Annotated in this window: 8 protein-coding genes; 7 read left to right on the top strand and 1 reads right to left on the bottom strand. The window is 36.3% G+C overall.

All coding sequences use genetic code 11. The annotated features are described in order from the left end of the window. Positions 1–37 precede the first annotated feature (37 nt). From ACH2AZ_RS03080 to ACH2AZ_RS03055, 6 genes are all read left to right on the top strand, one after another. Entirely contained in the window at positions 38–5,581 is a 5,544-nt protein-coding gene (locus ACH2AZ_RS03080) for an MG2 domain-containing protein (protein WP_394906599.1), read from the top strand. Continuing rightward, entirely contained in the window at positions 5,526–7,946 is a 2,421-nt protein-coding gene (gene pbpC / locus ACH2AZ_RS03075) for a penicillin-binding protein 1C (protein WP_394906598.1), read from the top strand. Before ACH2AZ_RS03080 ends, pbpC begins: the two co-directional genes overlap by 56 nt. 84 nt (positions 7,947–8,030) lie before the next feature. Continuing rightward, a complete protein-coding gene (locus ACH2AZ_RS03070; RefSeq protein WP_394906597.1) occupies positions 8,031–8,501 on the top strand; it encodes a GbsR/MarR family transcriptional regulator in 471 nt (156 codons plus the stop codon). A gap of 18 nt (positions 8,502–8,519) precedes the next feature. Next, positions 8,520–9,638, top strand: a complete 1,119-nt coding sequence (locus ACH2AZ_RS03065; protein ID WP_394906596.1) for an efflux RND transporter periplasmic adaptor subunit — start codon at positions 8,520–8,522, stop codon at positions 9,636–9,638. An 18-nt stretch (positions 9,639–9,656) separates the two neighbouring features. Then, positions 9,657–12,815, top strand: coding sequence for an efflux RND transporter permease subunit (locus ACH2AZ_RS03060; protein ID WP_394906595.1), 3,159 nt, complete (start codon positions 9,657–9,659; stop codon positions 12,813–12,815). Next, the gene (locus ACH2AZ_RS03055) at positions 12,815–14,215 is read left to right on the top strand and encodes an efflux transporter outer membrane subunit (protein ID WP_394906594.1); all 1,401 of its coding nucleotides are present in this window, start codon (positions 12,815–12,817) and stop codon (positions 14,213–14,215) included. The genes ACH2AZ_RS03060 and ACH2AZ_RS03055 overlap by 1 nt, the downstream gene beginning before the upstream one ends. A 55-nt stretch (positions 14,216–14,270) precedes the next feature. On the opposite strand, the gene ACH2AZ_RS03050 is transcribed toward ACH2AZ_RS03055, so the two are convergent. After that, a complete protein-coding gene (locus ACH2AZ_RS03050) occupies positions 14,271–14,738 on the bottom strand; it encodes a CYTH domain-containing protein (RefSeq protein ID WP_394906593.1) in 468 nt (155 codons plus the stop codon). Between the two features lie 94 nt (positions 14,739–14,832). Between ACH2AZ_RS03050 and dinB the strand changes: the two genes are divergently transcribed. After that, positions 14,833–15,930: a DNA polymerase IV gene (gene dinB / locus ACH2AZ_RS03045; RefSeq protein WP_394906592.1), complete on the top strand. Its 1,098-nt coding sequence runs from the start codon at positions 14,833–14,835 to the stop codon at positions 15,928–15,930. Positions 15,931–15,948: the final 18 nt, after the last annotated feature.

Here is a 15,948-nt window from a genome sequence, read left to right as displayed (position 1 = left end):
TTTTTTAAATCTGGCTAAAACATAAACCTATTCTATTATGAGATTTAGTAAGCGCTTCGGTTTTAATTTTTTTTTCTTTTTTACCCTAATATTAGTAAGCTGTAACAGCAAAAAAGAAGATCAGGAAGTAGATAGCTTATTTAATTATAAGGCTTACATCAGTACGCATACTTACGGAAAAACCTCTATAAACGAACCCATTCTAATTAGCTTTAATAAGCCTTGGCCCGAAGTTGAGCTTAACCAAGAAGTAGCAGAAAAATATCTAGAAATTTCTCCTGCCGTAAAAGGAAAACTATATCTTGAAAATGGAAAAAAACTAATTTTTAAACCTCAAGAAAAATTAAAAGCGAATACTACCTATTTTGTAACTATACCCTTAGATCTTATTTATAAGGATATTTCGAATGAGCTTAAAAGCTATACTTTTAGTTTTAAAACTCTGGAGCAGAATTACAAACTTAACTTAGGTAACCTACAATCTTATAACGACTCTCAGCAATATTTAACGGGTCAAATAGAAACTGCTGATGTTGCTCAGCTTGACCAAGTCAAGCAAATTCTCAAAGTAAAACAAAAAGATCAAGAGCTCCCCATAATTTGGGAAGAGAATTTAGAAAGCAGTCAGTATTTCCGTTTTAAAATTGATAATATCACCCGATATATAGAAGACTCTCAACTAAAAATTACTTATGATGGTACTCCGATACAAGCAGACTATAGCGGAAAAGATGAATACTTAATTCCTGGAAAAGATAATTTTAAAATTGTAGATATACAAACCCATTCTGGAGCCGAAGCTGCATTAAGTCTAAATTTTTCTGACCAACTTGATCCTAACCAAAATTTTCAAGGATTGGTAAAATTGGCAGAAAGCAATAACCTAAAATTTGAAGTAGAAGGTAATGTTTTGTACGTCTATCCAAATATACGACCTGCTGGCGAGGTTTTATTAGAAGTGTTTGCCGGTATAAAAAATTCAGCCGGTTTCAAACTAAAAAACACCTATACCAATAATATTTCGTTTGAAGAGCTCAAACCAGCTATACGCCTAATTTCCAAAGGGAACATTTTACCCGCTTCAGCCAAAACACCTATTTATTTTGAAACGGTAAATTTACGCGCGGTCGATGTTCGGGTAATCAAAATTTATAAAAACAACATCCTCGATCATTTACAAGATGCTTCTCTAGGGTCTAACTACAATTTAAAGCGTGTGGGGCGAAAAATAGCGCAAAAAACTATAGTTTTTGAAAACAAGACTGCATTTGCCTTAAAAAACTGGAAAGCCCATGCGCTAAATTTATCTGATTTTTTTAAATCAGATCCGGGTGCACTTTATAGCGTAGAGATAAGTTTTAGACAAGAATACAGCAATTATGATTGTGGTGAACAAGAAAACCAACAGCCCATCTTGCAAGCAGAAGTTAGTTATCCCGAAGAAAATTACAGAGAAGAACAATATTGGAACAATGAACTTTACAATTGGCGAAAAACACCCTATAACTGGAGAGAAAGAAATAACCCTTGCAGCCTTTCTTATTATGAAGATGATCGTTTTGCTACAATTAATATTTTAGGTTCAGACTTGGGTTTAATAGTTAAAGAAGGTACAGATAATACATACCACATATCGGCAAATAATTTGCTTAATACGCAACCCGAAAGTAAAACCAAGGTGAGTTTATACAACTATCAAAAACAATTACTTAGCCAAGCCTACACCAATAAAAACGGGCAAGTTAAGCTTAAATCCAAACAACAAGCTGCTTTTGTAGTGGCACAAAAAGGAAAACAATATGCTTACGCCAAGCTAAGCGGTGGCAATGCACTTTCTCTTAGTAAATTTGATATAAGTGGTCAAGAAGTTCAAGACGGATTAAAAGGCTTCATCTATACAGAGCGAGGCGTACATCGCCCTGGAGACACTATACATTTAAACTTCGTTTTAAACGATATTGAAAATCCATTACCTAAAAAACATCCTGTTCAATTATCGGTTTTTGATGCAAGAGGCCAATTGGTTTTGCAAGAAAATAAGAGTGAGTTTTCGCATCCCACACAAGCCATTAATAATTTTTATTATTTTCCTATACCCACCAAAGAACAAGATGTAACAGGTAATTGGCAAGCTCAGATAAAAGTAGGTGGTGCAAGTTTTTCAAAAACTTTAAAAGTGGCTACGGTAAAGCCGAATCGATTAAAGATAAACTTAGATTTTGAAGCTGAGATTTTAAACACCAATAAACCCTTAATAGGTTCATTGCAATCTAAATGGCTACACGGTGCCGTAGCCAAAAATTTAGAAGCAGAGATAGAAGTAGAACTTAGTCCTGCGGCTATACCTTTCCCTAACTATAAATTCTATACGTTTCAGGATCCTGTTCGAAAATTTGAAAGCATCACTAAACCTTGGATAAAAGATAAAATAGACCATAATGGACGTCTTAATTTTAAAGAACAAATTAACTTAAATAAAAATGCGCCTGGAATGCTGGAGGCGAATTTTTTAACCAAAGTTTATGAGGGTGGTGGAGATTTTTCTATAGATGTGAAAACTAAAAAATTGGCCCCGTATACACACTTCATCGGAATAAAATCTCCTGAACCAAAGGCTTTTGGTGCGCACAAAACCGATGCCCAAATTCCTTTTGATATAATTAGTTTAAATGCCAAAGGACAAGTTGCCCCATCACGTAAACTTAAGGTATACGTATATAAAATAGAGTGGCGTTGGTGGTGGAGTAGAGGTAGATCAAACCTTTCACGTTACGAAAATACACAGGTACACTCCCCTTTTTTAGAAAAAACCATAACTACAGATTCTGCTGGAAAAGGCAGCCTTTTTATAAATGTACCCGAAAACCAAGCTGGTCGTTATTTAATTAGGGTAGTTGATTCTATCTCTGGTCATGCTACAGGAGTGACAAGCTACTTTTTTAAAGATTATTACTCTCTAGGATCAAATGCCGCAGCAGATGCCGCGAAAATGCTTCTATTAAAATCAGATCAAGATAGCTATGAAGTGGGAGAAAAAGCACGTATTAGTTTCCCGTCAAGCAAGGTAGGTAGAGCATTGGTAAGTCTTGAGAATGGTAGCCGAGTGCTTTCGCAACACTGGGTGACTACAAAAAAAGGCAAAACACAGCTAGAAGTACCAATTACTTCTGCAATGGCACCAAATATTTATGCGCACATCACTTTGCTACAACCCCATGCACAAAGCAAAAATGACCTCCCGATTCGATTGTATGGGGTAATACCTTTAAAAATAACAGATTCTAAGACGCAATTAAATCCTGTAATTGAAATGCCGAAAGAATTAAAGCCAGAGCAACAATATGATATCCGCATAAGCGAAAAAAACAAAAAAGAAATGACCTATACATTGGCAGTAATAGACGAAGGTTTGCTCGATTTAACAGGTTTTAAAACACCAAATATTCATCAGGCATTTTACGCTCGTGAAGCTCTTGGAGTAAAAACCTACGATGTATATGACCAAGTAATTGGAGCTTATGGTGGAAGCGTTAATAACGTATATGAAATTGGTGGTGGCGAATTGGCTGCGGGTGCCAAAAACCGAAAAGCAGATCGTTTTAAACCAGTTGTTTCTTATTTGGGTCCATTTAAATTAAAAGCTGGTCAAAAAGCAAAGCATCGGCTATATATGCCTAATTATGTAGGGGCAGTTCGGGTTATGGTGGTAGCTGGTAATCCAAAAACCGAAGCCTATGGTAAGAACGAAAAATCGGTTCGAGTGGCTCAGCCATTAATGGTACTCAGTTCGCTTCCGCGAAAGCTAAGCCCTGGTGAAGAAATAAATTTACCGGTAACTGTTTTTGCAATGGAAAACAAAATAAAACAAGTTGAAGTAAGTCTAAAGCTTGACGAAGCATTGCAAGCTATAGGAACCACCCGTAAAAAAGTAACTTTCGAAAAACCAGGTGAGCAAATAGTATATTTTACTTTTAAAAGTAATTCCACCTCAAAACCTCAAGCAATAAAGGTTTTTGCTCAAGGACATGGCGAAAAGGCGTATAGCCAAACCGAAATAGATATTTTTAACCCCAATCCTGTAAGTTATAAATCAACTAGTAGTACCTTACAACCTAAGGGAGAATTAAGTTTAGACTATAAGTCATTTGGCAAATCAGGAAGCAACTCGAGTCAGTTGGTGTTTTCGAGCCTACCTACTATCAATTTAGAAAACAGGTTAGATTATTTAATTGACTATCCTCACGGATGTTTAGAACAAATTACTTCGGGTGCATTTCCGCAATTATTTTTAAGTGATTTGGTGGACTTACCTGCCCATCGTAATGGAGAATTAAAAAGTAATGTTCAAGGTGTTTTAAACCGTTTAAAAGACTACCAGTTAAGTAATGGCGGTTTCTCCTATTGGCCAGGACAAAGTGAGGCTCACGATTGGGCAACTACCTATGTAGGGCATTTTATGATTGAAGCCAAAAGACAAGGTTATGCTATACCAGTAGGTTTGCTAGATAACTGGATGAATTACCAAAGACGGGAAGCCAGAAGATGGCAAAACCGTTTAACCTCTTATAATACAAGTTTAGAGCAAGCTTACCGACTTTATGCTTTGGCTTTATCTGGTAATGCAGAGCTGGCGGCGATGAATAGACTTAGAGAGTCTGAAGAAATGAGCAATACTGCAATTTGGCGATTGGCGGCGGCATATGCCGTGCTTGGAAAAAAGTCGGTAGCCGAAGATTTATTAAAACCAGTTCAAGACAATTTTACTAGTAAAAACCAAATCAGCTCCAGCTTTCAATCAAAATTTAGAGATAAAGCAATGGCCTTAGAAACTTTGGTGTTACTAGAAAAAACAGAGCTTCAAATGGAATTTGCACAGTCTATAGCCAAAGACTTATCGTCAGACCGATGGTTTAGTACACAAGAAACTGCCTATGCATTATTATCTCTTGCAAAAATGGCCGCTACCAATGCAACAGAGCCTTTTTCTATAGTTTATGAAATACAAGGCGAGTCTAAAGAGGTGAGCACAAATAAAACTATGGTGGCTGTTCCTTTACCCGAAGCTAAAGACCGCACGAAAATTAATATAACCAATAGGGCAAAAAATCTTGTATTTGTAAATTTAAATCAACAAGGCATTTTGCCTATAGGCGAAGAGCTAGAGGAAAAGCGAAATCTACAATTAAATTTGCAGTTTTTAAATACCAATGATGAAAGTATAGCGGTAACTAAAATAAAACAAGGTACCAGCTTTAAAGCTAAAATAAGCATACAAAACCAAGGAATAGATAGGGTTGAACATATTGCCCTTAGTCAGTTTTTACCTAGCGGATGGGAAATTATAAATACCAGTTTTACCAACTTTGGCACTGATCGTTCTGCTGCTAATTACCGTGATATTCGAGACGACAGGGTGTATATTTATTTTGATTTAAAACCAGGGGAAACCCAGACTTTTGAAATTGAATTAAACGCTTCTTATTTGGGTAAGTACTATTTGCCGGGAACTCAAGTTTCTGCCATGTATGACAGAAATTATTTTGCCAGAAATAAAGGAAAGTGGGTTGAAGTTATACGTTAAAAATTTCGGTTTGCTCAAAAATAAACGTTTATACTCGCTAAAGAATAAAGTCTTTCTTTTGCTTCTGTTTTTGGGCGTAGGAGCAATCTGGTGGTTTTGCTTACCGCAGAAATTATTTGATAAACCTGTTTCTACAGTTGTTTATAGTCAAAACGGATATTTGCTCGGTGCTCGTATTGCTAATGATGGCCAATGGAGGTTTCCTTCAAGCAAAAAAATTCCTTTCAAATTTGAAAAAGCAATTTTACAGTTTGAAGATGCTTATTTTTATAAGCATCCTGGGTTTAATCCAGTTGCTATAGCGAAGGCCGCCTATCATAATTTAGCATATGGTAAAAGGCGAGGAGCCAGTACCATAACCCAGCAGGTGATAAGGCTTTCTAGAGGCTCGACTAAACGAACCTATACCGAAAAACTCATTGAATTTGCAAAGGCACTGCGCTTAGAATTGAGATACTCAAAAAAGGAAATTTTAAATTTTTATGCTAGTTATGCCCCTTTCGGGGGAAATGTAGTAGGGCTAGAAACCGCATCTTGGCGTTATTTTGGTGTATCAGCTAGAGATTTAAGTTGGGGACAAGCAGCTGGTTTGGCTGTTTTACCTAATGCGCCCTCACTTATTTTTCCTGGTAAAAATGAAAAGCTTTTAAGGCAGAAAAGAAATCGCTTACTCAAAAAATTACTACAAAACGAAATTATAGACCAAGCGACTTACCAACTAGCTTTAGCCGAAGATTTACCGCAAGAACCTTTAGCGCTTCCAGATCTGGCTCCTCATTTTGTAGAAAGAATAAAACAGCATCAACCCAAGAATCCAGTAACCAGCGATATCGATTACTTTTTACAGCAACAAATCAATCAAATTGCTAAACAACACGCTAAACATTTATCGCATAATCAAATTGAAAATTTAGCCATTTTAGTTTTAGATGTGCCCACGCGAAAAGTTATCGCTTATTTAGGGAACCAACCCGATTCACCTCAAGATCCTTATGTTGATGTTATACAACAACCTAGAAGTGCGGGGAGTATTTTTAAGCCCTTTTTGTTTACCGCGGCATTAGATGAAGGCAATATTTTACCGAATACCTTATTGGCCGATATACCTACCAATATTAATGGGTATTCCCCTTTAAACTTTGATAAATTATACCGTGGTGCCGTACCGGCAAACGATGCCTTGGCGATGTCTTTAAATGTTCCTGCCGTTCGACTTTTGCAAGATTATGGAGTAGAAAAATTCTATAAGAAACTAAAACGGCTGAATCAGCACAAGGTCAATCGGCCTGCTGCGAGCTATGGTCTTTCTTTAACTTTAGGTGGTGCCGAGTGCAGTTTATGGGAGGTAACCCATGCCTATGCCAATATGGCCAGTACGTTAAACTTCTATTCAAAAAATTCTAGTACTTATAGAACTAATGAGTTTAAAATAAATACAATTCTGCCTGAAAAGGCTGAACATTTTGGAGCACTAACGCAGGAATCACCTGTTTTCGGAGCTGGTGCAATTTATCATACCTTTAAGGCGCTTAAAAAAGTAAATCGCCCCCAATCTGAATTGAATTGGCAATTTTATTCCAGTGCACAACCCATTGCCTGGAAAACAGGAACTAGCCATGGTTTTAAAGATGCTTGGGCTGTAGGAGTTACCCCAAAGTATGCAGTAGGCATTTGGGTAGGCAATACAGATGGAGAAGGAAGACCCGGTTTAACAGGAGTTAAAGCCGCTGCCCCCATTATGTTTGAGGTTTTTTCAAAATTACCTGTTTCAAAAGATTTTGACATTCCTTATGATGATCTAATAAAAAAGAATATTTGCAAGCATAGCGGTATGTTAGCTGGTTTGCAATGCCCTGAAACAGAAGAATCATATATTCCTAAAAAAGGAGAAAAAACAAGCTCGTGTAAATTTCATCAAATCATCAATTTAGATTCGAATTTAAAATACCAAGTAAATTTAAATTGCTATGACAACCAGAAAATTAGACAACAATCCTGGTTGGTTTTGCCCACACTTTGGGCATATTACTACAAACAATTTAATCCGCATTATAAGAACATACCAGCATTTTCGCCTGAATGTTCTCAAAGCTTGCCAGATATAATGCATTTTATCTTTCCGGTAAATCAAGAAAGTATCTTACTTCCCAAAGGATTTAACGAAAAACCTAGCCCTCTTGTTTTAAAATTAGCCCATCGTTTTCCAGAAAAAGAAGTGTATTGGTATTTAAATAAGAAGTATATGGGTAAAACGAAGCATTTTCACGAAATGCAAATTCCTGCTCAAGTAGGTGATTACCAACTACTAGTTTTAGATGAATTGAGCAATCAATTATCGCAGAAAATCGTCATTCAATACAATTAAATAGCATTTAAATAAAATTTAACATTAAATTAGTTCAGTATCAACTGAACTAATTATACTTTTGCGCTCTAAATTTTATTTATTATGATTAGCTGTAGTGAAGAAAAGAAAAAATTAGTAGAGCATTTAGGAATTCATTTTGAGCGTAAGTCAAACATCACTCCTTTAGCTGCGCGCATTTTAGCTTTGCTAATTTTAACTCCATCAGAGGGTCTTACCTTCGATGAAATTACTCAAATTACAGGAGCCAGCAAGAGTTCTATTTCAACCAATGTAAATTTACTGCTTCAATTAAAGAATATAGACTATTCCACCAAGCCAGGAGATCGTAAGCGTTATTTTAAAGTATCAAAGAATCATTTAGAGATTAACTTAAATGAGAATCTCTTAAAGGTAAATCGTGAATTAGAGATAATCGATAGTATAGATCAATTCAATAGAAAATATGAAGATGACCAGTCAGAAAAGCGAAAAATACGGCAGTTATACCAGGAATATCTCAGATCTCAACAAGAAAATTTGAAAGAAGCTATAAAGAAAATATCTAAAATCTAAGTCAAGAAAAATAATACTATGAAAAACAATAAAATACCTTTCGGTTTTGCAATATTAATGGCCATTATACTGGGCTCTTGTAAAGAAAATACATCGGCTGGACCCGGAACGATGGGCCCTAAGCAAGTTCCAGTTACAAAAGCAATCACTAAAACGCTCACAGGCTATCAAACTTATCCTGTTAGCATAGAAGGCACAATAAATAGCCAAGTTAGACCAAAAGTAACAGGATATATTACCCAAGTAAAAGTTGATGAAGGCCAGCAAGTAAAAGCAGGAGAGGTACTTTTTAGGTTAGAAACCGAAAGTTTATCACAAGATGCCCAAGCAGCTAAAGCTAATGTAAATGCTGCACAAGTGGAGGTAAATAAATTAAAACCACTAGTTGAAAAAAATATTATTAGTGCCGTACAACTTGAAACCGCAAAAGCAAAATTAGCACAAGCAAAAGCCAATTACAACAGTGTATCGGCTAGCATAGGTTATGCGACTATAAAAAGTCCGGTTAACGGGTATGTGGGTTCTATCAATTATAGAAACGGCGCTTTAGTTTCACCAAACGATGTCTTGACTACGGTTTCACAAACCGATAATGTTTATGCTTTTTTTAGTATGAATGAAAAGCAATATTTAGATTTTATCGCTAATGCGGAAGGAAAAGATTTACAAGACAAAATAGATAATTTTTTACCTGTAAAACTGCGTTTAGCCAATGACGAAATCTATAGCGAATCGGGAAAAATTGAGACGGTTTCGGGTCAAATCAATAAACAAACAGGTACGGTAAGTTTTAGAGCCCAGTTTCCTAATCCTAATAGAATTTTAAGCAATGGTAACAGTGGGAAAATATTAATTCCACAAAAATATGAAAACAAGGTTGTAATACCTGAATTGTCAAGTTTTGAAAGACAAGGGAAGGTTTACGTATTTGGCGTTCAAGGAGACACTTCAGCGGTAGAAAAACCTATTGAAGTACTTGATCGCGTATCTAACTTGATTGTGGTAAAAAAAGGAATTAAGGAAGGTGATTCATTTGTAGCAAAAGGTACCGGGCAGCTTAGAAACAATATGCCTATCAAACCTATGCTTGTGCCATTCGACAGTATTGCCAAGCCTATTGAAACTATATTTAAATAATTAATAGCTCAGCTCATTATGTTAAAGAAATTTATAGAGAGACCTGTATTAAGTACAGTAGTCTCCATTGTAATTGTGATTTTAGGAATTTTAGGGATTATAAGCCTTCCTGTCTCACAATATCCAGATATTGCACCTCCAACCGTACAGATTACCGCTAATTATCCAGGAGCCAATGCAGAGACCGTTCTTGAAAGTGTTATTATTCCTATTGAAGAGCAAGTAAACGGGGTAGAAGGTATGGACTATATTACCTCTACCGCAAGTAATTCAGGTAGGGCAGAAATTCAGGTATTTTTTAAACAAGGTTACGATCCAGACATTGCTGCGGTTAACGTACAAAACCGGGTAGCGAGAGCCAACCCTTTATTGCCGGTAGAAGTTGTGCAAGCTGGTGTAATCACGCAAAAACAACAAACCAGTGCATTGATGTTCTTGGCTGTTTTATCTAAAAATAAAGATTATGATGCTACTTACATTCAAAATTACTTAAATATCAATGTTCTACCCGCTTTAAAAAGAATTGATGGGGTAGGAGATGTAACCGTTTTTGGAACACGTAACTATGCCATGCGAGTATGGTTAAAACCTGAAAAATTAGCTGCTTATAACCTGATGCCTTCAGACATACGTGCAGCAATTAACGAGCAAAGCACCGAAGCAGCTGCAGGTAGTTTGGGTCAAAACAATGCCGAGTCTTTTGAATACGTTATCAAATATAGCGGAAGATATAAAACTGAAGAGCAATACAAAGAAATCATAATAAAAGCCTTAGACAACGGAGAGTATCTCAGACTTGGCGATGTAGCCGAAATTGAGCTAGATGCCGAAGGGTTTAATGTTCAAGCTACCACCAATGGTTACCCAGCAGTTAATATGGCAGTTTACCAAACGCCAGGTTCAAATGCACAAGAGATTATAAAGCAAGTACACGAAAAATTAGATGAATTTGAGAAAAGTTTCCCAGAAGGTTTAGAGGTTTACATCAACTTAGATTCAAACGAATTTTTAGAAGCTTCCATAAGTAAGGTTATCAGTACGCTAATTGAAGCTTTTATTCTTGTTTTTATCGTTGTTTTTATCTTTTTACAAGACTTTAGATCAACGTTAATTCCTGCCATAGCAGTTCCTGTTTCTATTATTGGTACCTTCTTCTTTTTAAATTTATTTGGTTATTCTATTAACCTACTTACCTTATTTGCTTTGGTTTTAGCTATTGGTATTGTGGTAGATGATGCGATTGTGGTAGTTGAGGCTGTACACGCCAAATTAGAAGAAGGGGCAAAGTCAGCTTTATCGGCTACACGTACCGCAATGGATGAAATTACAGGAGCAATTATTTCAATTACCCTAGTAATGGCCGCGGTATTTATTCCGGTAACCTTTATAACGGGTCCTACAGGTGTTTTTTATGAGCAATTTGGTATTACCTTGATTGTAGCTATCGCCATTTCGGCAGTAAATGCCTTGACATTGAGTCCGGCGCTGTGTGCTTTATTTTTAAAGACCAACCACGAAGAGCACCAAAATAAATCTTGGTTACAGCGTTTTTACCATAAATTCAATACGGCTTTTGAAGCTACTACCCAGCGCTACGTTAAAAGTTTATCTTTTCTCTACAAACACAAATGGATTACCCCATTTATATTGGTTTTGGCTGTAGCCGGAATTTACTTTGCAGTAGAAAAAACACCAACAGGATTTGTTCCTAATGAAGATAGAGGGGTGCTTTTTGCTAATATAGAGTTGCCAGCAGGTGCTTCTTTAGACCGTACTGTAGCGATTACCAATCAATTAAAAGATAAGGCCAATCAAATTCCTGGAGTAACGGGAGTAACTGTTGTAAATGGTTTTAGTTTAATTAGCGGACAAGGGAGTAACTTCGCAATTGCCTTTGTACGCCTAGCTCCCTGGGATGAGCGAACAGATGATGCTTTATCATCTGACGCAATTACCGGACAACTATTTGGTATAGGTGCTCAAATTCCAGGGGCAAAAATGATATTCTTTGCACCTCCTAGTATACCTGGATTTGGCGTTTCCTCTGGTTTTGAGTTTAAATTACTTGATAAAAGTGGGGGAAGCTTCAATGATTTAGACTTAGCTGCTCAAAATTTCTTAAGCAAACTAAATCAACGTCCAGAAATACAGTATGTTCAGAGTTCGTTTAACACTAATTATCCGCAGTATGAGCTCAATATAAATGTACCTAAGGCAAAAGAAGCAGGGGTTTCAATTGCTAGCATATTTAATACACTACAAGGTTATATTGGTAGTATTTATACCGCCGATTTTTCGCGCTACGGTAAACAATATCGTGTTTTCTTACAGGGCCTTCCCGAAGATCGAGCCAGTATTGAAGATTTAAACTCTATATACGTACGAAATAATACAGGTGAAATGTCACCAATTACTACTTATATCGATTTAAAACGTGTTTATGGTCCGCAACAAGTAACTCGATTTAACCTATTTAATTCTGTGGGCGTAAGTGGAGCTTCGGCTCCAGGATTCTCTTCTGGTGATGCTATTGCAGCCCTGCAAGAAGAAGCTAGTCAACTTTCAACAAAATATGGAATTGGATATTCTGGTTTAACCAGAGAAGAAGTAAATGCAGGATCACAGGCTTTCTTCATTTTCTTATTAAGTATTGTTTTTGTGTATTTTATTTTAGCAGCGCAATACGAAAGTTATTTTATACCATTTGCGGTTCTATTATCATTGCCAGTGGGGGTATTAGGAGCCTATATGGTTACCTATTTTGCAGGATTGCAAGCCAATATTTATTTTCAAATTGCATTGATTATGCTGGTTGGTTTATTAGCAAAGAATGCCATTTTGATTGTAGAATTTGCTATGCAACGTAGGCAACATGGTATGCCCATTGTGGAAGCGGCTTTAGAAGGTGCAAAAGTAAGATTAAGACCAATTTTAATGACCTCCTTGGCTTTTATCATAGGTTTATTGCCTTTGGTTTTTGCCTCTGGTACAGGTGCAGAAGGTAACCGTTCTATTGGTACAGGTGCAGTAGGCGGGTTATTAATAGGTACTATTTTAGGGGTGTTTATTATTCCTATACTTTATATTTTCTTTCAGTGGTTACAAGAAAAAGTTGTGGGTAAAACCATGCTTGAAAAAGAAAAAGAAGCACAAGAATTAAACGAAAAAAATGCATAATGAAAAAAAATAGAATATACAATCTTTTGCTAATTGCCAGTATGCCCTTTTTGTTGGTTTCCTGTTTTGCAGCAAAAGATTATCAAAAGCCAGAAGTGCTTGAGGAAACTCATTATAGAACAGATCAAATAGCTAAAGACTCTACATCTTTGGCTCAGCTATCCTATCAAGATTTATTTACTGATAGTATTTTGCAAGACCATATCAATACGGCACTTAAAAACAATATCGATATTAGGGTGGCCTTGCAGCAAATTATCGCTGCAGAAGCTTATTTAAAACAGGGTAAAGCAGGTTATTTACCTAGTTTGAACGCCAATGCACAATGGACCCATCAAGAATTGGCTAGAAACAGTCAATTTGGTAGTTTTTTTAATGGAGCTTTAGATCAATATGAACTGAGTGCTGGCTTGTCTTGGGAAGCCGATATCTGGGGAAAAATTAGGAGCCAAAAAAGAGCATTTGAAGCTTCTTATTTGCAAAGCGTGGCCGCACATAAGGCTGTAAAAACCCGATTAATTGCCTCTGTAGCGAATATTTACTACCAATTACTTGCCTTAGATGAACAGATTAAGATTACCGAACAAACCATAGAAAACAGGCAAAATAGTTTATCAACTACCAACGCCTTAAAAGAAGCTGGGAATTTAACTGAAGTTGGGGTTCAACAAACCGAAGCGCAATTATATACCGCTCAGGCCATATTGGTAGATTTGCAAAAACAAGTACGCTTATTAGAAAACAGTATGTCTATTCTTTTAGGAGAGGCACCTCAATTTATTCCTCGATCGGCTTTGAGCGAGCAACAAATTATAACCGAATTAAAAACTGGAGTGCCAGCACAACTTTTAAGCAATAGACCCGATGTAATTGCTGCCGAGATGGCATTTAGAAATGCTTTTGAGCTTAGTAATGTTGCTCGTAGTAACTTTTACCCATCTTTAACTTTAACCGCCAATACAGGTTTTCAGAGTTTAGATTTAAGTGAGTTGCTTGATGCCAACTCATTATTCGCAAATGTAGTTTCTGGCTTGGCCCAACCTATATTCAATAAACGCCAAATAAAAACGCAATATGAAGTAGCTCAAGCCCAACAAGAACAAGCAAGATTGCGTTTTAAGGAAGCTATTTTGCAAGCGAGTAAAGAAGTTTCAGATGCCATGTATGCCTACCAGGCTGCTGAAAAAAAGCAAATTCTAAAACAAAAAGAATTTAACGCTAACCAAAAGGCTACAGATTATTCTGAAGAACTCTTAAATAATGGGTTTGCTAACTATTTAGAAGTGCTTACCGCTAGAGAAAATGCCTTAAATTCTCAATTAGGTATGATCGATGCAAAATACAATCGTTTAAAAGCAATTGTAGATTTATACCGTGCCTTGGGAGGCGGATGGCAATAGAGAGAATTGTATTACAAGCAAAAAAGCAAATCGAAAAAATCGATTTGCTTTTTTTTTACCAGTTTGTATAGGGTAATTTCATTAAGGAGGCGTTATAATAAGCCTTATTACCCGTCACTTCTTCTCCTATCCAATCGGGTAAAGCAAGTGGCTGATTTATATTTTCTAATTCAGCTTCAGCTACCACTAATCCGCTATTTTCTCCTAGAAATTCATCTACCTCAAATAACTGATTTTCAAATTTCACGTAATAGCGATATTTTTCAATACCACCTGGCTCACAAATTTTCAAAAGTTTTTCTGCATCAGCTACAGCTATAGTTTGTTCCCATTCAAACCGACTCAAACCTTTTTCATCAGATTTTCCTTTAACGGTTATCCAAGCTTTTTGTTCTTGAATTCTAATACGGACACTGCGTTCGGGATTTGTATTCAAATAGGCTTGAATGGTATATTTCTTCTCAAAAGCCAAGGCTTTATACCGGTTGTTTTTTACTAAAAATTTACGTTCTATTTCGCGCATTTGTTTGAACGGGTTTAAAAAATATTGTATAGTAGCAAAGGTATTGCTAAATGCTTTGTTAGCAAATCATTATTTCTTATTCTAACTTTGTAGCATGACAAAAGAGCGCAAAATAATACATATAGATATGGATGCATTTTACGCCTCTGTTGAGCAACTGGATCATCCAGATTTACAAGATAAACCCATTGCAGTAGGCGGTGGCGGTAAAAGAGGTGTGGTGGCCGCCGCCAGCTATGAGGCCCGTAAATTTGGGGTTCGAAGCGCGATGAGTGGTAGATTAGCTAGTAAGCTTTGCGCGGATTTAATTTTTGTAAAACCACGATTTGAACGTTATAAAGAAATATCTGCGCAAATACGCAGCATCTTTTTAAATTATACGCCTTTAGTCGAGCCTTTATCGCTTGACGAAGCTTATTTAGACGTCACTGAAAACTTAAAAGACTTAGGTAGCGCAACACAAATTGCCCGGTTAATACGAACAGAAATAAAAGAGAAAACTGGGCTTAATGCTTCTGCAGGCATTTCAATTAATAAATTTGTAGCTAAAATTGCTAGTGATATAAACAAGCCTAACGGGCAAAAAACTGTACCTCCCGAGGAAGTTGAACAATTTTTAGAAGATTTAGAAATAAAAAAGTTTTTTGGTGTTGGTAAAGTTACCGCACAAAAAATGTATCAGCTTGGAATTTTTAAGGGTTCAGATTTAAAATTAAAATCACTAGAATTTTTAGAAAATCATTTTGGGAAAAGCGGTAAATTATATTACCAAGTTGTAAGAGGGGTGCACCTAAGTGAAGTGAAGCCAGAGCGAATACGTAAATCTGTTGGTGCCGAGCGCACTTTTTCAAATAATATTAGTTCTGAAATTTTTCTTGAAGAACGCTTAAGCCAAATTGCTACAGAAGTAGCTCAGCGCCTAGACAAAAATAAATTCTCAGGCAAAACCATTACTCTTAAAATAAAATATGGCGATTTTAGTGTACAAACTAGAAGTAAAACCCTAGCTTTTTACATTCGAGATAAAGCACTTATTCTCGAAAATGCAAAGACACTTTTGTATCAAGAAAAATTGCAAAATTCGGTGCGTTTAGTAGGAATATCAATAACTAATTTAAAAAAGCCCGGACATGCATCCGTAAAGCAAGAACCAACAACAATTATGGGTAAACAACTTAAATTTGAATTTTAATCGAGGCAGCTTATTTAC

Origin of the sequence: uncultured Mesonia sp. (assembly GCA_947499595.1) — a bacterium.
GTDB lineage: Bacteria > Bacteroidota > Bacteroidia > Flavobacteriales > Flavobacteriaceae > Mesonia > Mesonia sediminis.
This window is presented reverse-complemented; position numbering and strand designations above follow the sequence as displayed.